Origin of the sequence: Microbacterium algihabitans (assembly GCF_032464975.1) — a bacterium.
Lineage (GTDB): Bacteria > Actinomycetota > Actinomycetes > Actinomycetales > Microbacteriaceae > Microbacterium > Microbacterium algihabitans.
Genome location: NZ_JAWDIU010000005.1, coordinates 1 through 24563, shown reverse-complemented (window position 1 = coordinate 24563; position 24563 = coordinate 1). Strand labels below are relative to the sequence as shown.

The 24563-nt window shown below is 69.6% G+C and carries 22 protein-coding genes and 1 rRNA gene; 2 read left to right on the top strand and 21 right to left on the bottom strand.

From position 1 onward, the window contains the following. Positions 1-21: 21 nt before the first annotated feature. From RWH43_RS13305 to RWH43_RS13255, 11 genes are all read right to left on the bottom strand, one after another. Positions 22-375 carry an RNA polymerase-binding protein RbpA gene (locus tag RWH43_RS13305; RefSeq protein ID WP_144833188.1) on the bottom strand — a complete coding sequence of 118 codons (354 nt, stop codon included), beginning with the start codon at positions 373-375 and terminating at the stop codon, positions 22-24. A 1-nt stretch (position 376) separates the two neighbouring features. Continuing rightward, complete coding sequence (secG, locus tag RWH43_RS13300; protein ID WP_056232190.1) at positions 377-625, bottom strand: preprotein translocase subunit SecG; 249 nt, start codon at positions 623-625, stop codon at positions 377-379. A gap of 115 nt (positions 626-740) precedes the next feature. After that, the gene (gene tpiA / locus RWH43_RS13295) at positions 741-1529 is read right to left on the bottom strand and encodes a triose-phosphate isomerase (protein WP_316001718.1); all 789 of its coding nucleotides are present in this window, start codon (positions 1527-1529) and stop codon (positions 741-743) included. Next, positions 1520-2734 carry a phosphoglycerate kinase gene (locus RWH43_RS13290; protein WP_154096738.1) on the bottom strand — a complete coding sequence of 405 codons (1215 nt, stop codon included), beginning with the start codon at positions 2732-2734 and terminating at the stop codon, positions 1520-1522. The genes tpiA and RWH43_RS13290 overlap by 10 nt, the downstream gene beginning before the upstream one ends. A 6-nt stretch (positions 2735-2740) precedes the next feature. Further along, complete coding sequence (gene gap, locus RWH43_RS13285; protein WP_094734144.1) at positions 2741-3751, bottom strand: type I glyceraldehyde-3-phosphate dehydrogenase; 1011 nt, start codon at positions 3749-3751, stop codon at positions 2741-2743. A gap of 103 nt (positions 3752-3854) precedes the next feature. Next, positions 3855-4481: a superoxide dismutase gene (locus RWH43_RS13280; RefSeq protein WP_144833183.1), complete on the bottom strand. Its 627-nt coding sequence runs from the start codon at positions 4479-4481 to the stop codon at positions 3855-3857. Positions 4482-4868: 387 nt separating this feature from the next. After that, positions 4869-5846, bottom strand: a complete 978-nt coding sequence (gene whiA, locus RWH43_RS13275; protein WP_230704546.1) for a DNA-binding protein WhiA — start codon at positions 5844-5846, stop codon at positions 4869-4871. 43 nt (positions 5847-5889) lie between these two features. After that, the gene (gene rapZ / locus RWH43_RS13270) at positions 5890-6768 is read right to left on the bottom strand and encodes an RNase adapter RapZ (RefSeq protein WP_144833179.1); all 879 of its coding nucleotides are present in this window, start codon (positions 6766-6768) and stop codon (positions 5890-5892) included. A 31-nt stretch (positions 6769-6799) separates the two neighbouring features. After that, positions 6800-8725: an excinuclease ABC subunit UvrC gene (gene uvrC / locus RWH43_RS13265; protein WP_316001717.1), complete on the bottom strand. Its 1926-nt coding sequence runs from the start codon at positions 8723-8725 to the stop codon at positions 6800-6802. Positions 8726-8746: 21 nt separating this feature from the next. After that, entirely contained in the window at positions 8747-11713 is a 2967-nt protein-coding gene (gene uvrA / locus RWH43_RS13260; RefSeq protein WP_186325513.1) for an excinuclease ABC subunit UvrA, read from the bottom strand. Positions 11714-11795: 82 nt separating this feature from the next. After that, on the bottom strand, positions 11796-12224 hold the full coding sequence (locus tag RWH43_RS13255) for a MarR family winged helix-turn-helix transcriptional regulator (protein ID WP_316001716.1): 429 nt from the start codon (positions 12222-12224) through the stop codon (positions 11796-11798). Positions 12225-12251: 27 nt separating this feature from the next. Here RWH43_RS13255 and RWH43_RS13250 point away from each other — a divergent pair, with 27 nt between their 5' ends. Beyond that, complete coding sequence (locus RWH43_RS13250) at positions 12252-12494, top strand: hypothetical protein (RefSeq protein WP_144833174.1); 243 nt, start codon at positions 12252-12254, stop codon at positions 12492-12494. A gap of 240 nt (positions 12495-12734) precedes the next feature. On the opposite strand, the gene RWH43_RS13245 is transcribed toward RWH43_RS13250, so the two are convergent. The 3 genes from RWH43_RS13245 to coaE all read right to left on the bottom strand — a co-directional run bounded on the left by RWH43_RS13245 (position 12735) and on the right by coaE (position 15933). Continuing rightward, positions 12735-13157 carry a VOC family protein gene (locus tag RWH43_RS13245; RefSeq protein ID WP_144833172.1) on the bottom strand — a complete coding sequence of 141 codons (423 nt, stop codon included), beginning with the start codon at positions 13155-13157 and terminating at the stop codon, positions 12735-12737. A gap of 16 nt (positions 13158-13173) precedes the next feature. Continuing rightward, the gene (gene uvrB, locus RWH43_RS13240; protein ID WP_144833171.1) at positions 13174-15243 is read right to left on the bottom strand and encodes an excinuclease ABC subunit UvrB; all 2070 of its coding nucleotides are present in this window, start codon (positions 15241-15243) and stop codon (positions 13174-13176) included. Positions 15244-15333: 90 nt separating this feature from the next. Continuing rightward, positions 15334-15933: a dephospho-CoA kinase gene (gene coaE / locus RWH43_RS13235; protein ID WP_316001715.1), complete on the bottom strand. Its 600-nt coding sequence runs from the start codon at positions 15931-15933 to the stop codon at positions 15334-15336. A gap of 98 nt (positions 15934-16031) precedes the next feature. Between coaE and RWH43_RS13230 the strand changes: the two genes are divergently transcribed. Beyond that, positions 16032-16403, top strand: a complete 372-nt coding sequence (locus RWH43_RS13230) for a response regulator transcription factor (protein ID WP_154096742.1) — start codon at positions 16032-16034, stop codon at positions 16401-16403. Positions 16404-16407: 4 nt separating this feature from the next. On the opposite strand, the gene RWH43_RS13225 is transcribed toward RWH43_RS13230, so the two are convergent. From RWH43_RS13225 to rrf, 7 genes are all read right to left on the bottom strand, one after another. Next, the gene (locus RWH43_RS13225; RefSeq protein ID WP_316001714.1) at positions 16408-17565 is read right to left on the bottom strand and encodes a hypothetical protein; all 1158 of its coding nucleotides are present in this window, start codon (positions 17563-17565) and stop codon (positions 16408-16410) included. Beyond that, a complete protein-coding gene (locus RWH43_RS13220; protein WP_316001713.1) occupies positions 17562-19181 on the bottom strand; it encodes a sensor histidine kinase in 1620 nt (539 codons plus the stop codon). Before RWH43_RS13220 ends, RWH43_RS13225 begins: the two co-directional genes overlap by 4 nt. Positions 19182-19282: 101 nt before the next feature. Beyond that, entirely contained in the window at positions 19283-20017 is a 735-nt protein-coding gene (locus RWH43_RS13215) for a hypothetical protein (RefSeq protein ID WP_316001712.1), read from the bottom strand. 76 nt (positions 20018-20093) lie between these two features. Then, positions 20094-20648 (bottom strand): GIY-YIG nuclease family protein, encoded by a 555-nt coding sequence (locus RWH43_RS13210; RefSeq protein WP_154096744.1) that lies wholly within the window; start codon positions 20646-20648, stop codon positions 20094-20096. A 74-nt stretch (positions 20649-20722) separates the two neighbouring features. Continuing rightward, positions 20723-22999 (bottom strand): maltose alpha-D-glucosyltransferase, encoded by a 2277-nt coding sequence (treS, locus tag RWH43_RS13205; RefSeq protein ID WP_269074284.1) that lies wholly within the window; start codon positions 22997-22999, stop codon positions 20723-20725. 124 nt (positions 23000-23123) lie between these two features. Then, a complete protein-coding gene (locus tag RWH43_RS13200; RefSeq protein WP_316001711.1) occupies positions 23124-24335 on the bottom strand; it encodes an MFS transporter in 1212 nt (403 codons plus the stop codon). Between the two features lie 157 nt (positions 24336-24492). Further along, positions 24493-24563: ribosomal RNA gene (gene rrf, locus RWH43_RS17710) — 5S ribosomal RNA — on the bottom strand; the annotation flags it as partial.

The window sequence follows — 24563 nt, the reverse complement described above, 5'->3', positions numbered from 1 at the left end:
TGTGAGATCAGGCGCGTCGGGTCACTGTCCGCGACGGTCGCGCAGCTGCTGCAGCGCGTCGTCGAGGAGCGAGGCCGCCTCTTCGTCGGAGCGGCGCTCCTTCACGTACGCGAGGTGCGTCTTGTAGGGCTCCGCCTTGGCGAGCGCCGGCGGGTTGGCCTTGTCGCGCCCGGCGGGAAGGCCGGAGTGCGGGGAGTCGATCGTCTCGGGGATCTCATCGTCGGGAATGCCGGCGGCGAAGTAGCGCACCGTCTCGTTGCCGAGGGCGTCCCAGTACGACACGGCCACGCGATCCGCGTGGAAGCCGTGATCCTGCTCGCCCATGGGGCCCGCGCCGACGCGCGAGCCACGGATGGCATTGCCGCCAGTGGCCATGTCAGATCTCCGCGAATTTGGTGAGGAGACCGAGACCGACGATGGTGACGAACCACACCAGCGCCAGCACGATCGTGAATCGGTTGAGGTTGCGTTCAGCCAGGCCCGACGAACCGAGGGCGGAGCTCATGCCGCCGCCGAACATGTCGGACAGACCGCCACCGCGACCCTTGTGAAGCAGGATGAGCAGGGTCAGCAGGAGGCTGGTGATGCCCAGGAGCACCTGCAGGACGAACTCGAGAATCTGCACTGTCAAAAGCCTTTCGCGAGCGGCCAGTCGACCGCACAAGCGTCAAGTATACGGGGACGCGTCTCAGACGCACGGATGCCCGCGGCGGTGAGCCGCGGGCACCCGGGAGAAGGCGTCAGACGCCGACGTGCTTCTGGAAGCGGATGATCGCCGCGAACTCGTCGACGACGAGGCTCGCGCCACCCACCAGGGCACCGTCGACATCGGGCTCGCGCATGAAGCCGGCGATGTTGCCCGACTTCACCGATCCGCCGTAGAGCACGCGGGTGCGCGCTGCGGCATCCGCACCGAGCTTGTCGGCGACGACCGCGCGGAGCTTCGCGCAGACCTCCTGGGCCTGATTGGGCGTCGCGGCCTGACCCGAGCCGATGGCCCAGACCGGCTCGTACGCCACGACGATGTCGGCGTCGGAGGACACGCCCTCGAGAGCGACCTCGAGCTGACCCACGGGAACGGCGCTCGCGCCGAACTTCTCGAGGTCTTCCGAGGTCTCACCGACGCAGATCACCGGGACGAGACCGTGGCGGAGGGCCGCCTGGGTCTTCGCCGCGATGACGTCGTCGGTCTCGTGGTGAAACTGGCGACGCTCGGAGTGCCCGATGATCACGTACTTCGCGTCGAGCTTGGCCAGGAACTGGCCGGAGATCTCACCGGTGTACGCGCCGGAGTCGTGGGCCGAGAGGTCCTGACCGCCGAGGGCGAACTCGATCTTGTCGGCGTCGAGCAGCGTCTGCACGGTGCGCAGGTCGGTGTAGGGCGGGAACACCGCGACCTCGACACTGCCGTTCTCGTGCTTGGCTTCCTTCAGCGTCCAATGCAGCTTCTGGACGAACGCGACCGCCTGCAGGTGGTCGAGGTTCATCTTCCAGTTGCCGGCGATGAGGGGGGTTCTGGTCACTGCCATCCGAGGACCTCCAGTCCGGGGAGCTTCTTACCTTCGAGGAACTCCAGGCTGGCGCCGCCACCCGTGGAGATGTGACCGAACGCCTCGTCGGCGAAGCCGAGCTGACGCACGGCCGCCGCGGAGTCTCCGCCGCCGACGACGCTGAGGCCGTCGACCTCGGTGAGCGCCTGGGCGACGGTCTTAGTGCCGGCTTCGAACGCCTTCATCTCGAACACGCCCATCGGGCCGTTCCAGAAGACGGTCCGCGAGCCGCGCACGGCCTCGGCGAAGATCTCCGCCGTGCGGGGTCCGATGTCGAGGCCGAGACCGGACGCACCGAAAGCGGTGTCTTCGAGGGCGTCCGCGTCGGCGACCACGTGGTCGGCGTCCGCCGAGAACGAGGCTGCGACGACGGCGTCCACCGGCAGCACGATCTCGACGCCGCGCTCCTTCGCCGAAGCGATGTAGCCCTTCACGGTGTCGATCTGGTCCTGCTCGAGCAGGCTCGCGCCGACCTTGTGCCCTTCGGCGACGAGGAAAGTGAACATCATGCCGCCACCGACGAGGAGCTTGTCCACGCGCGGCAGCAGGTGCTCGATGACGCCCAGCTTGTCGCTGACCTTCGAGCCGCCGAGAACGACCGTGTAGGGGCGCTCGGGGTTCTCGGTGAGACGGTCGAGGACCTCGAGTTCCTTCTGGATGAGAAGACCGGCGGCCGAGGGCACGAGCTGGGCGAGGTCGTAGACGCTCGCCTGCTTGCGGTGCACGACACCGAAGCCGTCCGACACGAGGGCGTCGCCGAGACCGGCGAGCTCACGGGCGAAGGCCTGACGCTCGGACTCGTCCTTCGAGGTCTCCCCCGCGTTGAAGCGGAGGTTCTCGATGACGGCGACCTCACCGTTCTCGAGCGAGGCGACGGCATCCCGAGCCGACTCGCCCACCGTGTCGCGCGCGAACGCGACAGGCTGGCCGAGAAGCTCGGACAGGCGCTGCGCGACCGGCTCGAGGGAGTACTTCGGGTCGGGGGCCCCGTCGGGGCGGCCCAGGTGCGAGCACACGATCACACGCGCGCCGGCGTTGATCAGTGCGTTGAGGGTCGGCAGCGACGCGCGCACGCGGCCATCGTCCGTGATGATCCCGTCCTTGAGAGGGACATTGAGATCACAACGGACGATGACGCGCGTGCCGGCCAGCGACCCCAGCGAATCGAGGGTGCGCAGAGCCATGGAGGGTCAGAGACGCTCGGCGACGTACTCGGTCAAGTCGACGAGACGGTTCGAGTAGCCCCACTCGTTGTCGTACCACGACGAGACCTTGACGAGGTTGCCGCTGACGTTGGTCAGCTCGGCGTCGAAGATCGACGAGTGCGGGTTGCCCTGGATGTCGCTCGAGACGATCGGGTCTTCGGTGTACTGCAGGATGCCGTTGAGGCGACCCTCGGCAGCGGCCTTCTTGTAGACCTCGTTGACCTGGTCGACGGTCAGACCCTCGGTGGGCGTGACGATCGTGAGGTCGACGATCGAGCCGGTGGGAACCGGAACGCGGTACGACGAGCCGCTGAGCTTGCCGTTGAGCTCGGGCAGCACCAGGCCGATGGCCTTGGCGGCACCGGTCGAGGCGGGGACGATGTTGATCGCCGCACCGCGCGCGCGACGGAGGTCGCTGTGCGGGCCGTCCTGCAGGTTCTGGTCGGCGGTGTAGGCGTGAGCGGTCATCATGAAGCCGCGCTCGATGCCGAAGGCCTCGTTGAACACCTGGGCGAGGGGCGCCAGGCAGTTCGTGGTGCACGACGCGTTCGAGATGATGACGTCGGTCTCGGGGTTGTAGGTCTCTTCGTTGACGCCCATGACGATGGTCGCGTCGTCGCCCGTGGCGGGAGCCGAGATGAGGACCTTCTTGGCACCACCGGTGATGTGCTTCTTGGCGTCTTCGGCCTTGGTGAAGCGACCGGTCGACTCGATGACGATGTCGACGCCCAGCTCGCCCCAGGGGAGGTTGGCGGGGTCGCGCTCTTCGAAGACCTTGATGGTCTTGTCGCCGACCGTGATGGAGTCAGCGGTGTACGAGACGTCCTCGGTCAGCACGCCGCCGACGGAGTCGTACTTGAGGAGGTGCGCCAGCGACTTGTTGTCGGTGAGGTCGTTCACCGCCACGATTTCGAGGTCGGCACCCTGCGCGAGAGCCGCGCGGAGGTAGTTGCGTCCGATACGGCCGAAGCCGTTGATTCCGATCTTGACGGTCACGGAATATCTCCTGAATCAGTTGTGCGCGAGAAGCGCGTGATTGCGGTGTTCGCTGGCGGACAACGGCGTCCCGGTGGGGTGCCCCACCGGGACGCCGCACCATTTACGACAGTACCAGCAGACCCGCGGTCTTCTCTCGGGCGGCCGCGAAGCGGTCCTGGGCGTCGGCCCAGTTGGCGATGTTCCAGAACGCCTTCACGTAGTCGGCGCGCACGTTCTTGTAGTCGAGGTAGTACGCGTGCTCCCAGACGTCGAGCAGGAGGATCGGCACGGTGCCCGCGACGATCTGGCCCTGCTGGTCGAAGAACTGCTGGATGACGAGGTTCTCGCCGATCGAGTCCCAGAACAGACCCGCCCAGCCCGAACCCTGCACGCCGAGGGCGGCGGCGGTGAACTGCGCGCGGAACGCGTCGAACGAACCGAACTGGTCGTCGATGGCCGACTCGAGGTCGCCGGTGGGCTTGTCGCCACCGTTGGGCGAGAGGTTCGTCCAGAAGATCGAGTGGTTCGTGTGGCCGCCGAGGTTGAACGCGAGGTCCTTCTGCAGGCGGTTGATGTTGGCGAAATCGTTCTTCTCGCGCGCTTCGGCGAGAAGGTCGAGAGTGGTGTTGGCGCCGTTGACGTAGGTCTGGTGGTGCTTGCTGTGATGCAGCTCCATGATCGTCGCGCTGATGTGCGGCTCCAGCGCCGAGTAGTCGTAGGGCAGTTCGGGCAGCGTGTACTTCGCCATGTTCTCTACTTCCGAATCGGGCGCTGCCCCAGACCTCTGTATCGAGACGACTTGCCGAGACGACGTGCCGAGACGACGGTCGAGGAATCGAGCAGCGAGGGTGACGTCTTCATCCTATTGAGGGTCAACGCCGCACCCCCAGGGTTGCTTCCCCGAATGACGGAGAGTAGACGGCCCGGGCGCGTCGCGAGGGGCTGGCCGGAGGTCGCGAGACCCTGACGACGGCAGGACCATCGGGGGCGGATGCCGCGGAACCGGTGTCAGCGCGAACGCGCGGATGCCGTGAGCTCACGGCATCCGGGGAGATCTTCTCTCCGTCGTCGGCGCCGACGGGCACGGCGGCCTCGGTGCCCGGGATCCCGTCGACTTCGGCAGGTCTGATCCGGGTCAGTCGTCGGCGCCGACGGGCACGGCGGCCTCGGTGCCCGGGACCCCGTCGACTTCGGCCTTCTTGTCGGCCATCGCGAGCAGGCGGCGGATGCGACCGGCGACGGCGTCCTTCGTGAGGGGCGGGTCGGCGTGGTGGCCGAGCTCGTCGAGGCTCGCATCGCGGTGGGCGAGGCGCAGCTCGCCCGCCTGCTGCAGGTGCGGGGGAACCTCGTCGCCCAGGATCTCGAGCGCGCGTTCGACGCGGGCGCACGCGGCGACGGCCGCCTGGGCGGAACGCCGCAGATTCGCGTCGTCGAAGTTCACGAGGCGGTTGACCCCCGCGCGGACCTCGCGGCGCTGGCGCATCTGGTCCCACTCCCCCGCGGTGCGACGTGCGCCCATCTCGTAGAGCGCGCCGCGGATCGCCTCGCCGTCGCGCACGACGACGCGCGGCACTCCGCGCACCTCGCGGGCCTTGGCCGGGATGCCGATGCGGTGCCCGGCGCCGACGAGGGCCATCGCGGCCTCCGACGAGGGGCACGAGATCTCGAGAGCTGCGGAGCGGCCCGGGTCGCTGAGGGTTCCGGCGGCCAGAAACGCGCCGCGCCAGATCGCGCTCAGATCGGAACGCGAGCCGGTCGTGAGCTTGTTCGGCAGGCCGCGCACGGGGCGACGGCGCTGGTCGAGAAGACCCGTCTGGCGCGCGAGGGTTTCGCCGGCTTCGATGACCCGCACCGCGAACAGCCCGCCCGTGCGTCCGCCGGAGCCCTGCACGTGATGCAGCTCGGGGCGCACGCCGTAGAGCTCCATGAGGTCGCGGGCGACACGGCGCGCGAGCACGTCGGAGTCGAGTTCGGCCTCCACGGCGACGCGGTTGGCGATGGAGTGCAGACCCCCGGAGAAGCGCAGGAGGGCCGTGAGCTCGGCGACGCGCGCGGTCGGGCGCGGGTCACGGACGGTGATGAGCTCGGCCTTCACGTCGGCGGTCAGGGGCACGGTTCTCCTCGGGTGGGGGGGGCGGCGGGGACGACGTTACAGCCTACTCGCGACCGAGGTCGCGGTGAGCCACCCGCACGGCCACCCCGGGCACATCGGCCAGACGTGCAGCGAGCTCGCGCGCCATCACCACCGATCTGTGCTTACCCCCCGTGCAGCCCACGGCCACCACGGAATGACGCTTGTTCTCGCGTTGATATCCCTCGAGCACGGGGCGCAGCGCCGCCGCGTACGACCCCAGGAACTCCTCGGCGCCCTGCTGGCCCAGCACATATTCCCGCACGCGGGGATCCTCACCGGTGAGCGGGCGCAGCTCGTCGTTCCAGAACGGGTTCGGCAGGAATCGCATGTCGGCGACCAGGTCGACGTCGGGCGGCAACCCGTACTTGAACCCGAAGCTCATGAGGGTGACGGTGTGACGCGCCGCGCCCTCTTCGCCGAACAGCTCGACGGTGCGCAGCGACAGCTGGTGCACGTTGAGGGCCGAGGTGTCGATGACCACGTCGGCGGCCTCGCGCACCGGGGCCAGACGCTCGCGCTCGCGCCGGATGCCGTCGAGGATCGTGCCGTCGTGCTGCAGGGGGTGCGGGCGGCGGACCGCCTCGAAGCGCCGCACGAGCACGGCGTCGGAGGCGTCGAGGAACACCACGCGCACCTGCCGACCGGCCTGTAGGGTGCGCATCGCCTCGGGGAGGTCGCCGAACAGCGTGCGCCCGCGCACGTCGACGACCACGGCCACGCGGGGCACGGCACCGCCCGCGAGTTCGGTGAGCTCGAGCAGGGGCCGCAGCATGCGCGGGGGTAGATTGTCGACCACATACCAGTCGAGGTCTTCGAGCGAGTTCGCGACGGTCGATCGCCCGGCGCCCGACATGCCCGTGACGATCAGCACCTCACCTGGCTCGTCTCGTGCCGGTTCCATGGGTGACCGCCTCCCGTCGTGTCGTTCCAGCCTACCGAGCCAGATGGGTGTGGATGTTCTCGGCGAGGGTCGGTCCGATGCCCGGGAGCTCCATGATCTCGTCGGGTGTGGCGTTCTTCAGCGCCGACACCGAGCCGAAATGCCGCAGCAGCGCCTTGATCCGCGAGTCGCCCAGGCCGGGGACCTCGGCGAGGACGCTCGTGATGTCGCGCTTGCGGCGCTTGCGCTGATGCACGATCGCGAAGCGGTGGGCCTCGTCGCGCAGGCGCTGCAGCAGGTACAGGGCCTCGGAGGTGCGCGGCAGGATCACGGGGTACTCCTCCCCCGGCAGCCAGACCTCTTCGAGGCGCTTCGCGATGCCGCACAGCGCGATCTCCTCGTGACCGACGTCGGCGAGGGCGCGGGCGGCCGCGGCGACCTGCGGCTGACCGCCGTCGACCACGAGCAGCTGCGGGCGATAGGCGAAGCGCGGGCGCTTGCGCGCCGTGACGACCTCGCCGTCGGCCGTCGCCTCCGCCGAGTCGGGGGCGGTGACGATCGCTCCGCCCATCGTCTCGGGCTCGATCTCGTCGGGCCTGTCGAGGTAGGCGAGGCGCCGCGTGAGCACCTGGTACATCGAGTCGGTGTCGTCGGTGGTCTCGGCGACCCCGAACGAGCGGTACTGGTCTTTGCGCGGGAGCCCGTCTTCGAAGACGACCATGGATGCCACGACGTTGGTGCCCGCGAGGTGCGAGATGTCGAAGCACTCGATGCGCAGGGGCGCCTCGGTCATGCCGAGGGCCTCCTGCAGGTCGGTCAAGGCCTGCGACCGCGCCACGTAGTCGCTCGTGCGGCGGGTCTTGTGCAGCATGAGGGCCTGCTGGGCGTTGAGCGTCGCGGTCTTCAGCAGGTCGGCCTTGCGTCCGCGCTGGGCCACCTGCAGCGTCACGGGCCGGCCGCGACGCTCGCGCAGCCAGTCCTCGAGCTGTTCGGCGTCGTCGGGCAGCTCGGGAACGAGCACCTGACGCGGGATGTCGGTGGCATCCGCGTCGCCGTAGGTGCGCTGCAGCACCTGATCGACGAGCTCGGCGCCGGAGATGTCGATCTCCTTCTCGATCGTCGTCGCCCGCACACCGCGCACGCGCCCGCCGCGCACGACGAAGTGCTGGACGGTCGCGGCGAGCTCGTCCTCCGCGATGCCGAAGAGGTCGGCATCCGTGTCGGAGGCCAGCACGAGGGCGCTCTTGCCGAGCACCGCGTCGATGGCCTGCAGGCGGTCGCGGTAGTGCGCGGCCGACTCGTAGTCCATCGCCGCCGAGGCCTCTTTCATGCGGGCCGTGAGCTCGCGTGCGAAGCGCTGGTCGCCGCCCGACATGAACGAGACGAAGTCATTGACGATCGCGCGGTGCTCCTCGATCGTCACCTTCATCGAGCAGGGGCCGCCGCAGCGACCGATCTGGCCCGGGAAACACGGTCGTCCGGATGCCATCGCCTTCTTGTACGACGAGTCGCTGCACGTGCGGATCGGGAAGACCTTGATCATCAGGTCGATGGTGTCGTGCACCGCCCAGACCTTGGGGTACGGCCCGAAGTACTTCGCCCCCCGGATCTTCGGGTTGCGCGTGACGATGACCCGCGGCGCCTCGTCGGCGAGGGTGATCGCCATGAAGGGGTACGACTTGTCGTCTTTGTAGCGGACGTTGAAGGGCGGATCGAACTCCTTGATCCACATGTACTCCAGCTGCAGCGAGTCGATGTCGCTCGGCACGACCGTCCACTCCACGCTCGCGGCCGTCGTGACCATGCGGCGCGTGCGCTCGTGCAGCGAGTGCAGCGGAGCGAAGTAGTTCGACAGACGCGCGCGCAGGTTCTTCGCCTTGCCGACGTACAGCACGCGCCCGTCGGCGTCACGAAACCGGTAGACCCCCGGGTTGGTGGGGATCTCTCCGGCCTTCGGTCGGTACGAAAGCTGCGACATCCGTTCTCGGGATGCCACGGCTCAGCCCGCCGCGCCCACGAGCTCCCGCTCGGCGCTTCCGGCGTCCGTCGCGGTGTTGCGCTGCGCGCCCGTGCGACCCGTCTCGAGCAGCTCGGCGAGGAACGCGCCCGTGTGGCTCTCGGGCACCTTGGCGACCTGCTCGGGGGTGCCCGTCGCGACGATCGTGCCGCCGCCCGCGCCGCCCTCGGGCCCGAGGTCGATGACCCAGTCGGAGCTCTTGATCACGTCGAGATTGTGCTCGATCACGATGACCGTGTTGCCCTTGTCGACGAGACCGTTGAGCACCTTGAGCAGCAGCGAGACGTCTTCGAAGTGCAGACCGGTCGTGGGCTCGTCGAGCACGTAGATCGATCGGCCGTTGCTGCGGCGCTGGAGCTCGGTCGCGAGCTTGACGCGCTGCGCCTCGCCGCCCGACAGCGTGGTCGCGGACTGGCCCAGGCGCACGTAGCCGAGGCCCACGTCGACGAGGGTCTTGAGGTAGCGGTGGATCGCCTGGATCGGCTCGAAGAACTCGGCGGCCTCGGAGATGGGCATCTCGAGCACCTCGGCGATGTTCTTGCCCTTGTAGTGCACCGACAGGGTGTCGCGGTTGTACCGCTTGCCGTGGCAGACCTCGCAGTCGACGTAGACGTCGGGCAGGAAGTTCATCTCGATCTTCAGCGTGCCGTCGCCCGAGCAGGCCTCGCAGCGTCCGCCCTTGACGTTGAAGCTGAAGCGCCCGGCCTGGTAGCCGCGGACCTTGGCCTCGGGCGTCTCGGCGAAGAGGCTGCGGATGCGGTCGAACACTCCGGTGTAGGTCGCGGGATTCGAGCGCGGGGTGCGGCCGATGGGCGCCTGGTCGACGTGCACGACCTTGTCGAGGTTGTCGAGCCCCGTGACGCGGGTGTGCTTGCCCGGCACGCGCCGCGCGCCGTTGAGCTTCGACGCGAGGACTTCGTACAGGATGCCGTTGACCAGGGTCGACTTGCCCGAACCGCTCACGCCGGTGACGGCGGTGAGCACGCCGAGCGGGAAGTCGGCGGTGACGTTCTGCAGGTTGTTCTCGCGCGCACCGACCACGCTGACCTGGCGCTTCTTGTCGATCTTGCGGCGCTTCTTGGGTGCCTCGATCGAGCGGCGACCCGAGAGGTAGGCGCCGGTGAGCGAGGCCTCGTCGTCGAGGAGCCCGGCCAGCGGACCGGAGTGCACGACGTTGCCGCCGTCGACGCCGGCGCGGGGTCCGATGTCGACGACCCAGTCGGCGGCGTGGATGGTTTCTTCGTCGTGCTCGACGACGATGAGGGTGTTGCCGAGGTCGCGCAGCGTCTCGAGGGTCTGGATGAGACGGCGGTTGTCGCGCTGGTGCAGGCCGATCGACGGCTCGTCGAGCACGTAGAGCACGCCCGTGAGTCCGGAACCGATCTGCGTGGCCAGGCGGATGCGCTGCGCCTCACCGCCCGAGAGCGTGCCCGCCGCGCGACCGAGGCTGAGGTAGTTGAGTCCGACCTGCAGCAGGAAGTCGAGTCGCGCGCGGATCTCGCGCAGCACCGCCGCGGCGATGGTCGCTTCGCGGTCGGTGAGCGTGAGGTTCGAGAAGAACTCGCGCGCGTCGGCCAGGCTCATGCGCGAGGCCGCGGCGATCGAGGTGTCGTCGACGAGCACGGCGAGCACCTCGGGCTTCAGACGATCGCCGTCGCACACGGCGCAGGGCACCTCGCGCAGGTACTCCGACCAGCGCTGGCGCTGCGTGTCGGACTCGGCCTGCAGGTACTGGCGCTCGATGTAGGGGACGACGCCCTCGAAGCCCGAGGCGTAGCGCATCTCGCGGCCGTAGCGGTTCTTCCACTTGACGGTGACCTTGTAGTTCTCACCGCGCAGCACCGCCTGCTGGACGTCGTGCGAGAGGTCTTTCCACGGGGTGTCGAGCGAGAAGTCCAGGTCGCGGGCAAGACCCTCGAGGAGGCGCTCGTAGTACTGGAACAGTCCCTTGCCCTGCGTGGTCCAGGGCAGGATCGCGCCCTCGCGGATCGAGAGCTCCTCGTCGCCGAGCATGAGGTCGACGTCGACCGACATGCGGGTGCCGAGACCGGAGCAGACGGGGCAGGCGCCGAACGGCGCGTTGAACGAGAACGTGCGGGGCTCGATCTCGGTCAGCTGCAGCGGGTGCCCGTTGGGGCACGCGAGCTTCTCGGAGAACGACTGCCACGCGTCGTCGCCCTCTTCGTCGACGTAGTTGACCTGCATGATGCCGCCGGCGAGGCCCATCGCCGTCTCGACGGAGTCGGTGACGCGGCTGAGGTTGTCTCCGGATGCCACCAGCCGGTCGACCACCACGGCGATGTCGTGCTTGTAGCTCTTCTTCAGCGTCGGGGGCTCCGACAGCTGCACGAGCTCACCGTCGACCACCGCGCGGGCGTAGCCCTTGGCGCTCAGTTCTTTGAAGAGATCGACGAACTCGCCCTTCTTCTGCGTGACGACGGGGGCGACGATCTGGTAGCGCGTGCGCTCGGGCAGCTCCATGAGCTGGTCGGCGATCTGCTGCACCGTCTGACGCTGGATGCGCGCGCCGCAGTCGGGGCAGTGCGGCACGCCGATGCGCGCCCAGAGCAGACGCATGTAGTCGTGGATCTCGGTGATGGTGCCCACCGTGGACCGAGGGTTGCGGTTGGTCGACTTCTGGTCGATCGACACCGCGGGGCTGAGCCCCTCGATGAAGTCGACGTCGGGGCGGTCGACCTGGCCGAGGAACTGACGCGCGTAAGCGCTCAGCGACTCCACGTACCGACGCTGGCCCTCGGCGAAGATCGTGTCGAACGCGAGGCTCGACTTGCCCGAACCCGACAGCCCCGTGAAGACGACGAGGGAGTCGCGCGGGATGTCGAGGTCGACGTTCTTCAGGTTGTGGACGCGGGCACCCCGGACACTCAGCTTTCCGCTGGAGCCGGAATTCGCCGCAGAGGAGGGCGAGGAGACGGGAACGATGGGCACCTGTTAAGTCTAGGTCGGACCTCCGACATCGGCCCCGGGTTCGCCCCGGGCGCACGAATGTGCGAAGGTGCGAGCCCTCCGATCACGGCCTCGGATCCGCCGCGAAGGGGGCGAGCCCGTCGCGCAGCGCCCGCAGCGCGCGCTCGTCGACGCCCACGCGCTCCATGATCTCGCCTGGGACCTCGAGAGCCGCCTCACGCAGCGCCCGGCCCTCGTCGGTCAGGTCGATGTCGAGCACGCGCTCGTCGTCGGCGCGACGGGAGCGCACCACCCGCCCTTGCGCCTCCAGGCGCTTGACCAGCGGCGAGAGTGTCGCGGGTTCCATGGCGAGCTCTCCGGCCAGGGCACCCAGGGAGCGCGGCGCCTGCTCCCAGAGAGCGAGCATCACGAGGTACTGCGGGTGGGTGAGCCCCAGCCGCTCGAGCACCGGCCGGTAGATCGACACCACGTTGCGCGCGGCCGTGACGAGCGCGAAGCACACCTGGTTCTCGAGCTTCAGTGGATCGTCCACGCACCCTCCCAAATACTTAGTACACTAATGATCATGACACGAAAGGATCCGGAACGCCCGCCGCTGCGCGAGCGCGTCCGCGAGGCCGGGGGCTGGTACCAGTACCTCAACACGCGACTCATCCGCGTCGCCGGGCCGGCGTCGGTCGGCCCGTACGAGACCACGCCCGAACCCGTGCGAACGGGACGCCCCTGCCCGCTGTGCGGTCACGCGATGACCGAGCACAGCGTCGACCGGTCGGGACCCAAGCCCCTGCTGCACTGCCCCTGAGCCACCCAGCGCCGGTGGGCTGACGCGCAGGAACACCCGTCCGACGGCACCACCGGTTGCCCCGAGGACCTCGGTGCTGCGCTCAGCGCACGGGTCCGCGGGCAACGGCGCGGCGCTCAGCGCACAGACCGGAGAGCCACCGCGGCGCTCCGCGCGCAGGCCGCAGGGCTTCGGCGCTGCGCTCAGCGCACACTTCCGGCGCCGCACGCGACGCTCAGCGTCCAGCCGACGGCGGCCCGTTCAGTCGAGGTCGGGCCTGCCCTGCTCGTCCAAGGGCCAGCCGGGATTGACGGCGATCTCCCACGGGTGCCCGTCGGGATCGACGAACACCCCGGAATAGCCACCCCACGGCGTCTCCGCGCCTGTCCGCGCGAGTCGCGCCCCGGCCGCTTCGGCGTCGGCCAGAATGGCATCGACCTCGGCGACGTCATCGACGTTGTGGGCCAAGGTCACTCCGCCCCATCCTCCGCCGTCCTCGACTCCCGAGTCCGCGGCGAGCTCTGCGCGACCCCACAGCGCGAGCACCTGGCCGCCGGTGTCGAAGAACGCCACCTCGCCGGCGACCGACGAACGGTGCTCCCGCCACCCGAGCGCGCGGTAGAACGCGACAGCGCGATCGAGATCGGCCACTCCGAGAGTGACGAGCGTGACGCGCTGCTGCATGACGACCCTCCCGGTCTCAGGCGTGACCCGCGCGCTCCATGGCGCGCAGCTCCTTCTTCATGTCCTGCACCTCGTCGCGAAGGCGTCCGGCGAGCTCGAACTTCAGCTCCGACGCGGCCGCCAGCATCTGCTGGGTCAGGTCAGCGATCGTCGACTCGAGCTGGTCGGCACCCTCGGCCGCGATCCCGGTCCGGCGCAGAGACGGTGTGGGCGACTTGCCCTTACCCGCCTTGTCGTTGCGTGCCAGCAGCTTCTTCGTGTCGGAGGCCTCGCGGTTCAGCACCTCGGTGATGTCGGCGATCTTCTTGCGCAGCGGCTGCGGGTCGATGCCGTGCTCGGTGTTGTAGGCGATCTGCTTCTCTCGGCGACGCTCGGTCTCTTCGATGGCCTTCGCCATCGAGTCGGTCATCTTGTCGGCGTACATGTGCACCTCGCCCGACACGTTTCGGGCGGCACGGCCGATGGTCTGGATGAGGGACGTGCCGCTGCGCAGGAATCCCTCCTTGTCGGCGTCGAGGATCGCGACGAGCGAGACCTCGGGGAGGTCGAGACCCTCGCGGAGCAGGTTGATGCCCACCAGCACGTCGTACACGCCGGCGCGCAGCTCGGTGAGCAGCTCGACGCGGCGGAGCGTGTCGACGTCGGAGTGCAGGTAGCGCACGCGCACCCCGTGCTCACCGAGGAAGTCGGTGAGCTCCTCGGCCATCTTCTTGGTCAGGGTGGTGACCAGCACGCGTTCGTCTTTCTCGACGCGGATGCGGATCTCTTCGAGCAGGTCGTCGATCTGCCCCTTCGAGGGCTTCACGATGATCTCGGGGTCGACGAGTCCGGTGGGGCGGATGATCTGCTCGACCACGCCGTCGGCGATGCCCATCTCGTAGCGTCCCGGGGTCGCCGACAGGTAGACCGTCTGCCCGACGCGCTCCTTGAATTCGTCCCACCGCAGCGGGCGGTTGTCCATGGCGCTGGGCAGGCGGAAGCCGTGCTCGACGAGCGTGCGCTTGCGCGACGCGTCGCCCTCGTACATGGCACCGATCTGCGGCACCGTCACGTGCGACTCGTCGATGACGAGGAGGAAGTCGTCGGGGAAGAAGTCGAGCAGAGTGTGCGGCGGATCGCCGGGCATGCGGCCGTCCATGTGCCGGGAGTAGTTCTCGATGCCCGAGCAGAAGCCGAGCTGCTGCAGCATCTCGAGGTCGAACGACGTGCGCATGCGCAGTCGCTGGGCCTCGAGGAGCTTGCCCTGCATCTCGAACTCTTTGAGGCGCTCCTCGAGCTCGTGTTCGATCGTGCCGATCGCGCGCTGCACGGTCTCGGTGCCCGCGACGTAGTGCGACGCCGGAAAGATCGGCACCGAGGCCATCTTCTCGATCACGTCGCCCGTGAGCGGATGCAGTGTGTACAGCGCCTCGATCTCGTCGCCGAACATCTCGATGCGGATGGCGTACTCCTCGTACACCGGGATGATCTCGATCGTGTCGCCGCGCACGCGGAAGTTGCCCCGCGAGAAATCGACGTCGTTGCGGTTGTACTGCATGGAGATGAACTTGCGGATGAGCGCGTCGCGGTCGTAGCGCTCCCCCACCTGCAGCGCGACCATCGCGCGCAGGTACTCTTCGGGCGCGCCGAGACCGTAGATGCACGACACGGTCGAGACCACGACCACGTCGCGGCGCGAGAGCAGCGAGTTCGTGGTCGAGTGGCGCAGGCGCTCGACCTCGGCGTTGATCGAGCTGTCCTTCTCGATGAAGGTGTCCGTCTGGGGCACGTAGGCCTCGGGCTGGTAGTAGTCGTAGTACGACACGAAGTACTCGACCGCGTTGTTGGGCATGAGCTCGCGGAACTCGTTCGCGAGCTGCGCCGCGAGGGTCTTGTTATGGGCGAGCACGAGGGTCGGCCGCTGCACCTGCTCGACGAGCCAGGCCGTCGTCGCCGACTTTCCGGTACCCGTGGCACCGAGCAGCACGACGTCGGTCTCACCCGCATTGATGCGCCCGGCGAGCTCGGCGATCGCCTGCGGCTGATCGCCGGACGGGGTGTACTCGCTGATGACCTCGAAGGGACGGACGGAACGCGTGGCCTGCATGATTCCAGCGTAGGCGGGACCTCCGACATCGGGGTCGGCTTGCGTTCGCCCAGCGCGAGCGCGACAGCCGGAACGCACCGGCGTGCGGTCTCAGCCGGCGGTGATCCGTTCCCAGAGCCGGTCGACCTGCGCGCGGGTGTCGTCCATCGTCGTCGCCGTGTCGATCACCACGTCGGCCAGCGCGAGACGCTCGTCGTCGCCGACCTGCGAGCCGATGCGGGCTCGGGCGTCGGCATCCGTCATCCCGCGCTCGTGCACGAGGCGGTGCACCCGCTGCTCGGCCGGGGCGTGGGCGACCACGACGAGATCCCACGCGTCGCCGCCGCGCGCCTCCGCGAGCAAGGGCACGTCGTAGACCACCACCGCAGCGGGATCCGCGGCGAACGCCTCCTGGAACCGGCGCTCCGACTCGCCGCGGACCGCGGGATGCACGAGGGCGTTCAACGCCGCGAGCCGCTCGGGATGCTCGAACACGCGCGCGCCGAGGGCAGCGCGATCCAGCGCTCCGTCGGGGCGGATGACCTCGGCCCCGAACTCGCGCTCGATCGCGGCGAGCACCGGGGATCCCGGAGCCTGGACCTCGCGCACGATGGCGTCGGCGTCGACCACGACGGCACCGTGGGCAGCGAGGAGAGAGGCGATGGTCGACTTGCCCGAGGCGATGCCGCCGGTCAGCGCGAGAAGAGGCACCCGACGAGGATGCCACACGCGCCACCCCCCAGCGGCGATCCGCCGCGTCGTCTAGCATTCGAGAAGGCCGCCGCCCGCTCGGCCCTGAAAGCTCCGCCATGTCCGCCACGCGCACCACGGTCGTCATCGAAGACGACCTCGACATCCGTCTTCTCGTGTCGACGGTGCTCGAGGGAGCCGGGTTCGTCGTGCACGCCGCCGCGACCGGACTCGACGGGATCGAGCTGGTCCGTCGACACGATCCGTCCGTGGTCACTCTCGACGTGAGCATGCCCGGCATCGACGGGTTCGAGACCGCTCGGCGCATCCGCGCGTTCAGCACGACGCGCATCCTGATGGTCAGCGCCCGTGCCGACGATGCCGAGCAGCGCGCCGGACGCGAGGCCGGCGCCGACGACTACCTCACCAAGCCGTTCCGCCCACGCGAGCTCCGCCAGCGCGTCGAATCGCTCCTCGCCGCCTCCGCCTGAGCGCTCAGACCACCCCGAAGGGCTGCGCGCCGGTCACGGCGGCCTGCGCGGCAGCCTCGTCCGCGCGCGCGATGAGCGCGGCGGCGTCGAACCCGTGGTCGGCGGTGAGCGCCATGCCGGTGCCCACCACCGGAACCACCGACGGCCCGAGACGGGCGAGGTCGGCGACGACCCGCTCGTGCAGGATGCGCGCGATCCGCCTCACATCGGTGGTCGCCGTCGTGGTGAACGCCACCGCGACCCCGGCGGCATCGACCTCTCCCACGAGGGCCATGGTGGGCGCGTGACGACGCACCGACGCGCGGAACTCCCCCGCGATCGAGTCCGCCTCGTCGGGCCCGAAGGCCACGGCGACGCGCCGCAGGTCGTCGATGCGCACGCCGATCAGGCCGACGCCCTCATCGGCGCTCTCGGCGCGCGCGCAGACGATGGTCATCGTCGCCTCGAACGATTCGCGGAACAGCACGCCGTCGGCATCCACCGACAACGACTTCGCCGTGCCCGGCCCGCGCAGGGCGGACTCGTTGGCCCGCAGAGCCGAGGTCACCACGACCGCCGCGATCACCAGCGTGATCGTGAGAAGCGACGACACCCGCGTGTCGAAGACCGTCCGGAACAGCTCGCTGTCGGGACCCACGCTGAGGAAGACGACCGTGCGGACCACGAACCACACCGCCTCGATCCCCAGGACCAGCGTCAACCCGGTGGAGCTCCACCGGCGTCGGATCGCGCCGCGACGGGTTTCGACGGCACCGGCCACAGCGAGGGCGGCGTTGCCGAGGAACAGCGCCACCGCTCCGGCCCAGTCCCCGCCGTCGGGACCCGCGGCGAGGGCCGCGACGACGACGATCAGCCCGACGGCCACGACGATCAGCGCGGGAATGCGCACCGAGCGCCTGTTGAAGGCGACGCACCCGAGCCAGATGAAACCGGTCGCCGCGACGAAGGCGCCGTTGCCGAGCGCGATCGTGAGGAAGACGTCGGGCAGCAGGAGCCAGCCCAGGTAGCAGAGGGCCGAGAACGTGCCCGCCAGATACGCACTGGCCCAGAGCCGGCCGGGCAGGCCGTCCTTGAGCATGAGCGTGTCGAGCAGGTACATCACGGCCGACACGACGATCACCACCGATGCGGCGGTCTGCAGGCTCAGCAGGTCGAGGTTCATGCGCCCTCCTTCGGGTCGCGCGGCAGCCGCACGGTGAATGTGGCGCCTTCGCCCGAGGCGGTGCGCACGGTGATCTCCCCGCCGTGCGCGCGCGCGAGGTCGCGACTGATGGCGAGCCCGAGGCCGCTGCCGTGCGTCGAGGTCTTGCGTACGGCGTCTCCGCGGAAGAATCTTTCGAACAGGCGCGCCTGCTCGCTCGGTGAGATCCCCGGGCCGTCGTCCGCGACCACGATCGACAGCGACTGCACGTCGGCGGTGACCGTCACGGTGATCGAGGCGCCGCGGGGGATGTACTTGACGGCGTTCGAGAGCAGGTTGTCGACGATCTGACGCACGCGTCGGGCATCGACGACGGCGCGGATCGGGGCCATCTCACCGGTGAGGATCCGGATGCCGTGATCTCGGGCCCGCGGTTCGATCGACTCGATCGCGGCGCGGACCAGCGCGGCGATGTCGGTGGGGCTGCGGTCCAGTTCGATGGCACTCCCCCCGCCCGAGGCCGTGGACTGCGAGAGGATGTCGGCGACCAGTTCGAGCAGTCGGGAGGCGTTCCGCTCCGCGATCTCGAGCCGGTCGCGCGCAGCGTCGCCGAGGGTGTCGTCGTCGAGCACCAGGTCGAGGTAGCCGATGATCGAGGTCAGCGGGGTGCGGAGTTCGTGCGAGACGCTCGCGACGAGGTCCTCGCGCGCACGGCGGGCCTGCTCCTCGACGGTGACATCGCGCGAGACGACCACTCCCCCGGCGTCCACCCCGCCGGGGGCGGGGAGGCGGCGCGCGGTCACGCTGAGGGCGCGCCGGTCCTCACCCGGGAGCCCGTACCAGACCATCTCGCTCTCGAACACCTCGCCGGCGCGCGCGCGGGCGAGCGGGCTCGCCGAGGCGGCGATGGCCGTCGAGCCGTCCGCGGCGAAGACGGCGATCTCGTGCCCGAAGGCGTCGGTCGTGTTGAGCAGCAGCCCGTGCGCGGTGTTCGTCACGGCGAACTCGCCCGTCGCGGTGATGCGCGTCACACCGAAGTCGACGGCATCCAGCACCTCCGTCACGAGGTCTTCCTGCCGTTGCGCCCGCTCGACGGCGCGACGCAGCTCGGCCGACTGCTTCTCGAGAAGGGCGCGTTGCGCTCTCGCCCGGCGCGCAGTGAGGTGGGCCATCGACGACAGCGCCGCGATGATGAACGGCAGGATGAACGTCGACGACGCGAAGCGCTGCTCGTTGTCGGTGATGGTCTGGTGCAGCAGCAGGATGCTGACGACGCTCGAGACCCCGACCACTCCCCGCAGTCCGAACGACCCGCCGATCCATAGCGCCGGGAACGCCCACAGCAGCCCGAGGCCGGCGACGGGGGCGCTCTCGCGCATCACGGCGATGACGACCACGTCGGCGCCGGGCAGGAGCAGGAGCGCCCAGCGCGGCAGCGTCTCCCAGCGCACCAGCACGGCCGCGATCGTGCCCGCGTAGACGACGGCCGCCCCGACGAAGAACAACGCCGGATCGCGCACCTGTCCGAGCACGATCGACACGATCACGCCGATCGTGGCCGCTGCGGCGAGCAGCGATTGGTTCGAGACGATGCTGCGCCGCAGGCCGAGACCTTCGCTCGGGTTGAAGGGCGCCATGGCCTCGACCATAGCGTTCTCCCAGGCGCCGCCGCGGGAGGTGGGAGCGGTTTCTCGCGCGGACCCTCCGGTGAGGCGCCGTCTCGGTCCCGCCGGCCGGCTCAGAAGCCGAAGTCGCCCCCACCGAAATCGCCGCCGCCGAAGTCGCCACCGAACCCGCCGCCGGCGTCGCCGCCGAATCCACCGCCGATGTCGCCACCGGCATCCGCTCCCCCGGCATCCGTCGCCGAGGCATCGGCCGCGCCCGCGTCGCCCGCGGCGTCATCGGCCGCTGCACCGTCGGCGTACCCCGCGTCGTACCCGGGATCGAAGAGGGCTCCGACCAACGCGGACCCGACGACGTATCCGCCGATCGTGCCGAGCATCGAGGCGCCGAGCATCGAGCCGAAACCGGGGCCGTTCGAGAACGAACGGCCGGCGAACGTGCGCTCCATGAAGCCCGGCTGCCGGTACTCGGCGCGGGTGGCGGCTCGCGCCAGCGCGTCGGGGTCGTCGGTGCGGGGTCGCTCCGCGGGGTCGAGCCCCGACGACAGCTCCTGCAGCACCTGCCGGCGCTGCTCCGGGGAGAGCTTGCCGAACGCCTCGGCGTGCACCTGCTCGACGGTCTCGGGCGGAGCGGTGCGCAGCAGATAGCGGTATCGCTCGATCGCCTGCTCGTCGGCGGATGATCCGGATGCCGCGGGCGCGGCGCCCTGCACGGCCTGAGCCTGCGGCGGGGGCGGCGCGTACCGGCCATCGGTGTCGCGCAGCTCGCTCGCGGTCCCGCGGGGCGCGGGAGGGACATCGGCGCGTCCGGAGTCGTCACCGGAACCGAAGAGTCGATCGAGGAAGCCCATGCTGGTCGCCTTTCTGCGGGTGTGCGCCCACGCTACGGGGCGCGACACGGCCGAGACAGGGCTTGCGCCCGCATCCTCAACCGCGCCGCGCGAGGGCCTCGCTCACCCAGCGCGCGTACCGCGCCCACGGGTCGTCGACACCCGCGGCGAGGCCGGCGATGTGCGCGTCGAGCGCGGGACTGCGGCGGAACCACTCGGTCCGCCCGAACCGCTCGTCGGCGAACAGCGCGTGTCGCCGGCGCTCGACGAGCCGGTCGCCCGGCTCGAACGCGAGGAGCTCGTCGTGCCAGATCGCAGCGAGGCGGCGACGCGGGTGGGCCGTGGTGCCGATCTTCACGCGGTCGTCGAAACGCAGGTAGTAGACGACGTCGACCCGCGGAGGGGGGAGTTCGTCGTCGAGCGGTTCTCCGTGCCGCCACTCGCACACCGCGCACAGCCATCCCGACGGCCAACGGACGCCGAGACGCGATCCGCACACGAGGCACGGGGTGGGGAGGACGTCGGTGACGCCCTCGCGGGCGGCCGACCAGTCCGAACTCACCGCGAGGTGCCAGGCGCACAGCGCAATGGGCGCGTCGGGCTCGACGACGCCGACGCAACCGACGACGAGACAGGGAGGAGAGGGGGGCACGGCGTCAGGCTACGCGCGGCCTCCGACATCGCGGGCGGCCGCCGTCCGTCACCGGTGGCGGCCGCCCGCAGACGTCAGTCCTCGACGGTCGGCGCCTCGAGCAGCAGGAAGAGGCCCGCGTAGGGTCCGAGCTCGAGCGAGAAACTCTGCAGCTCGTCGACCCGACCGACCGTCTCGCCGGTGGAGGCGTCGACAGCGGTGCTCTGCGGCACGAGCCACTCCGAGCGCACGGTGCCCTCGATCGTCTCGTTCGAGAAGTTCAGCACCGTGATCTGCAGAGGCGCCGTGTCGTCGCGACGGTCGCCCCCGTCGAGGCGGTGCACCATGACGAGCATGCTCGGGTGACCGACCTGCGGGATGTCGACCTGCGACGCGACGGCGATGCCGTTCTCGCTGCGGATGCGGAGAACCTCGCGCAGCCCCGAGAGGAACGACTCGGGGTCGTTCTGCTGGGTGCCGAGCGAGCCGTACAGCGACCGCGCGCGCGGGATCCCCGACATCGACGACGACGCCTCGGGCGCGACGTCGAGCAGATCGTGCCCTCCGCGCTCGATCCACCGGGTGTCGCCCGACGAGATCAGGTGCCGCACGTCGTCGGCGGGGAGCGTCAGCGACCCGGTGAGGTCCCACCCCGAGAGGGCGAACACACCGGGCTGCCACGAGTTGTACTTCGCGAGAAGCAGGTGCGCGTCGCGGATCGCCGGGATGTCGGCTTCGGTGATGTCGTCGAGGGTCGCCTTGCCCTGGGTGGCCGCGATCAGCGAGGCCGAGGTGCAGGCGATGCCGTTCTGCGTGAAGACGAGGTTGTAGTCGGCCTCGACCGTCAGCTTCTCGGTGAGGTCGGCGCGCACCATCTCGGCGATCTCTCCGCCGCTGTACTCCTCGTGGCGGAAGGGGTAGAGGGTGTCGCGGTGCGTGGTCGCCCAGTGCACGAGCTCGTAGGTCAGCTCGTCGTGGTTCTGCAGACCGTGCACGAGCTGCACCGGCTCCACGCCCGTCTCGAGAGCCGTGTTCAACGCGAGACGGAGGAACTCGGTGTTCGCCGTCGCGAGCGCGTGGTGGTATCCGGGCCGGGTCACGAAGTCGTAGGAGAGGTCGGCTCCCACCGCGCCGGTGTCGCGGATGTCCTCCATCGTGAGGTTGAGCTCCTGGAAGGTGAACCCGCCCACCTTGCGGACCATGCCCGCGATGATGTGGTTCGCCGCGTGCGAGAGCGGGTGTCCTTCCGACCACGCCGGAAGTCCTTCCGCGCTCTTCTCGACCCCGAGGAAGCCGTTCGCGTCGAGACGCAGGGCGCTCGTGCCGAGGTCGCCCAGCGAGTGCAGGGCATCGCCGATGACGAGGCGCATGCCCGCGAACGTGGGGTCGAGCCAGTTGATGGAGGGCTGTCCCTCCTTGAAGTAATGCAGGTAGACCCATCGGCGCTCGAGGCCGTCGGTTCCCACGACCGGAGCGGTGGTGCTCCAGTTGGTCTCTTTCACGCCGGGGGTGTAGAAGATCACGCGCTGCAGCTCGCCGATGATGTAGCCACGGGCGCTGAGTTCGCGCTCGGTCTCGGAGTCGAGGTTGACCGAGTCGCGACCGGCGGGGACCTCGGGCAGCAGGTCCCAGTCCTCACGCGGGATCTCGACCATGTGGTAGATGCCCGGGTAGTCCTTGTACGCCATCTCGGCGAGGCGGAAGTCGGCGCCCTTGCCCGTGTGACCGGGCACGATGTCGTCGATGACGCTGCCGCCGTGCGACTCCGCCACGTCGGCGACGCGGCGGAAGGCGTTCTCGTCACCGAACTCGGGGTCGATCTGCGTGCTGATGCGGTCGAAGTGGCCATCGACGCTGGGCGTCTCCTGCCAGCCCGTGATGCCGCCGGCGCGCTTGACCGGACCCGTGTGGATGCCGTTGATCCCGACCCACTCGAAGGCCTCCCACAGCGCCTCGTCACCGAGTGCTTCGAGGAACGACTCCCCCGGGCGCGTGATCAGCGAGATGGGGTAGGCCGTGAACCAGACGTCGGTCGACTCGATGGCGCGGCGCGCATCGGGCCGGGCGTACGGGTTGCGCCACATCGACGGCTGACCCGACAGCTGCCGGCTCAACACGTCGGCATCCTTCAGCATCGACTGGCGGACCAGCCACTCCACGTAGGAGGGGTTGCCGCCGTTGGCGTTGCGCGGATCCGTGAGGAAGCGGCGCAACGTGCCACCGCGGAACTGATCCCGCGGGCGAAGGCGCCGCGGCCGCGCCGGATAGCGCTGCTCGTCGTAACTGATCTCGGTCGTGGCCTCCGCCACGTCGTCAGCCTCGACACGCTCCGCGTCGAAGTGATCCGCATCGACCACGGCGTCATCCGCCATGCTCCGCTCGTCGGCGTCATCCACGCGCGACCTCCCTCTCACGTCACTATCGACGCTAGTCGGTTCCCCCGACATCGAAGGTGGCCATTGACCTCGCCCATCGGTGTGTCGGTGAATCCGTGGGTCACGCGGCGCCGCGCGGCGCCCGCAGAGCCGCCACCGCGAGCACGAACGCCGCACCGCACATCACCAGGACCGCTCCGACGAACGGCGCCCACCCGAGCGAGCCGAACAGCAGTCCCAGCGCCCAGCCGAACACGCTGGAGCCGGCGTAGTAGCCGAGGTAGTACAGAGACGACGCCTGGGCGCGCGCGCTCGGCTCGGCGGCGACGGGTGTCCATCCGGATGCCACGGCGTGGGCGCCGAAGAAGCCGGCGGTGAACAGCAGCAGGCCGGGGACCACGGCGATGAGCGTCGGCACGAACATCAGTGCGGCGCCGGCGCTCATCACCCCAATGCTCCAGAGCAGCACGGGGAGCCGGCCGTGCCGAACCGCCAATGCTCCCGCGCGCGGCGATGACGCCGTGCCGGCGAGGTAGGCGAGGAACAGCAGGGTCACGAGCGCCGGCGCGAGGGCGAACGGCGGAGCCGTCAGATGGAAGCCGAGGTAGTTGTAGACCGCGACGAAGGCCCCCATCAGAAGGAAGCCCTGCGCATAGAGCGCGAGTTGCACGGGCGATCGCAGGTTGGAGGCCAGCCGTGCGCGGATCGTCGGCCCCCGCTCCCGCCGGGCGCGGCCGGGGACGAACCCGCGTGCCTTCGGAACGAGGCCGAGGAACAGTACGGCCGCGAGCACGCAGAGCACGACGACGGATGCCACTCCCCACCGCCACCCGGCGAGTTCGCCGATCCAGCCCGAGAAGACGCGTCCCGACAATCCGCCGACCGTCGTTCCCGCGATGTAGGAGCCTGCGGCCGCGGCCACGTGGCGCGGCGACACCTCTTCACTGAGGTAGGCGAGCGCGACGGCGGGGACGGCGCCGAGCGCCGCTCCCTCGAGGAGGCGGAGCGCCAGCAGCACACCCATGTCACCGGCGAACGGCGTGAGCGCCCCCAAAACGGTGGCGACGAGGAGGCCAATCGTCATGGCGGGGACCCGACCGATGCGATCCGCGACGATCGACCACGGGATGACGGCCGCCGCGAGACCCAGCGTCGACGCCGACACGGTCAGCGCGGCCGCCGCGGGGCCGCCGCCGATGTCGGTGGCGATGGCGGGAAGGACCGCCTGGGTGGCGTACAGCTGCGCGAAGGTCGCGACTCCGCCGAAGAAAAGACCGATGAGAAGACGTCGGTACTCGCGGCTGCCCGGTACGTGCCCCGAGAACCCGCTCACGTTCTCGACCCTACCCGGCCCGGAGACGACGAAACGCCGTCGCATCCCCTCCGGTCGGTGGGGGTGCGACGGCGTCATGCCGAGTGCGGGCGTGTGAGCACGCCTGTAAATGCGAAATGGCCACCCAGCTTTGGGTGGCCATTTCGACTTAAAGGAAGTCCGGCGGTGTCCTACTCTCCCACAGGGTCCCCCCTGCAGTACCATCGGCGCTGAGAGGCTTAGCTTCCG

What these genes read in the sequence shown, in the direction of transcription:
- RWH43_RS13225 (WP_316001714.1), bottom strand. Translation starts at nt 17,565, where the DNA reads ATGAACCTCGACCTGCTGAGCCTGCAGACCGCCGCATCGGTGGTGATC.
- RWH43_RS13245 (WP_144833172.1), bottom strand. Translation starts at nt 13,157, where the DNA reads ATGCAGCAGCGCGTCACGCTCGTCACTCTCGGAGTGGCCGATCTCGAT.
- uvrC (WP_316001717.1), bottom strand. Translation starts at nt 8,725, where the DNA reads ATGTCGCAGCTTTCGTACCGACCGAAGGCCGGAGAGATCCCCACCAAC.
- RWH43_RS13215 (WP_316001712.1), bottom strand. Translation starts at nt 20,017, where the DNA reads ATGGGCTTCCTCGATCGACTCTTCGGTTCCGGTGACGACTCCGGACGC.
- RWH43_RS13305 (WP_144833188.1), bottom strand. Translation starts at nt 375, where the DNA reads ATGGCCACTGGCGGCAATGCCATCCGTGGCTCGCGCGTCGGCGCGGGC.
- uvrB (WP_144833171.1), bottom strand. Translation starts at nt 15,243, where the DNA reads ATGCAGGCCACGCGTTCCGTCCGTCCCTTCGAGGTCATCAGCGAGTAC.
- RWH43_RS13280 (WP_144833183.1), bottom strand. Translation starts at nt 4,481, where the DNA reads ATGGCGAAGTACACGCTGCCCGAACTGCCCTACGACTACTCGGCGCTG.
- RWH43_RS13230 (WP_154096742.1), top strand. Translation starts at nt 16,032, where the DNA reads ATGTCCGCCACGCGCACCACGGTCGTCATCGAAGACGACCTCGACATC.
- RWH43_RS13250 (WP_144833174.1), top strand. Translation starts at nt 12,252, where the DNA reads ATGATCATGACACGAAAGGATCCGGAACGCCCGCCGCTGCGCGAGCGC.
- RWH43_RS13290 (WP_154096738.1), bottom strand. Translation starts at nt 2,734, where the DNA reads ATGGCTCTGCGCACCCTCGATTCGCTGGGGTCGCTGGCCGGCACGCGC.
- RWH43_RS13220 (WP_316001713.1), bottom strand. Translation starts at nt 19,181, where the DNA reads ATGGCGCCCTTCAACCCGAGCGAAGGTCTCGGCCTGCGGCGCAGCATC.
- rapZ (WP_144833179.1), bottom strand. Translation starts at nt 6,768, where the DNA reads ATGGAACCGGCACGAGACGAGCCAGGTGAGGTGCTGATCGTCACGGGC.
- tpiA (WP_316001718.1), bottom strand. Translation starts at nt 1,529, where the DNA reads ATGGCAGTGACCAGAACCCCCCTCATCGCCGGCAACTGGAAGATGAAC.
- treS (WP_269074284.1), bottom strand. Translation starts at nt 22,999, where the DNA reads ATGGCGGATGACGCCGTGGTCGATGCGGATCACTTCGACGCGGAGCGT.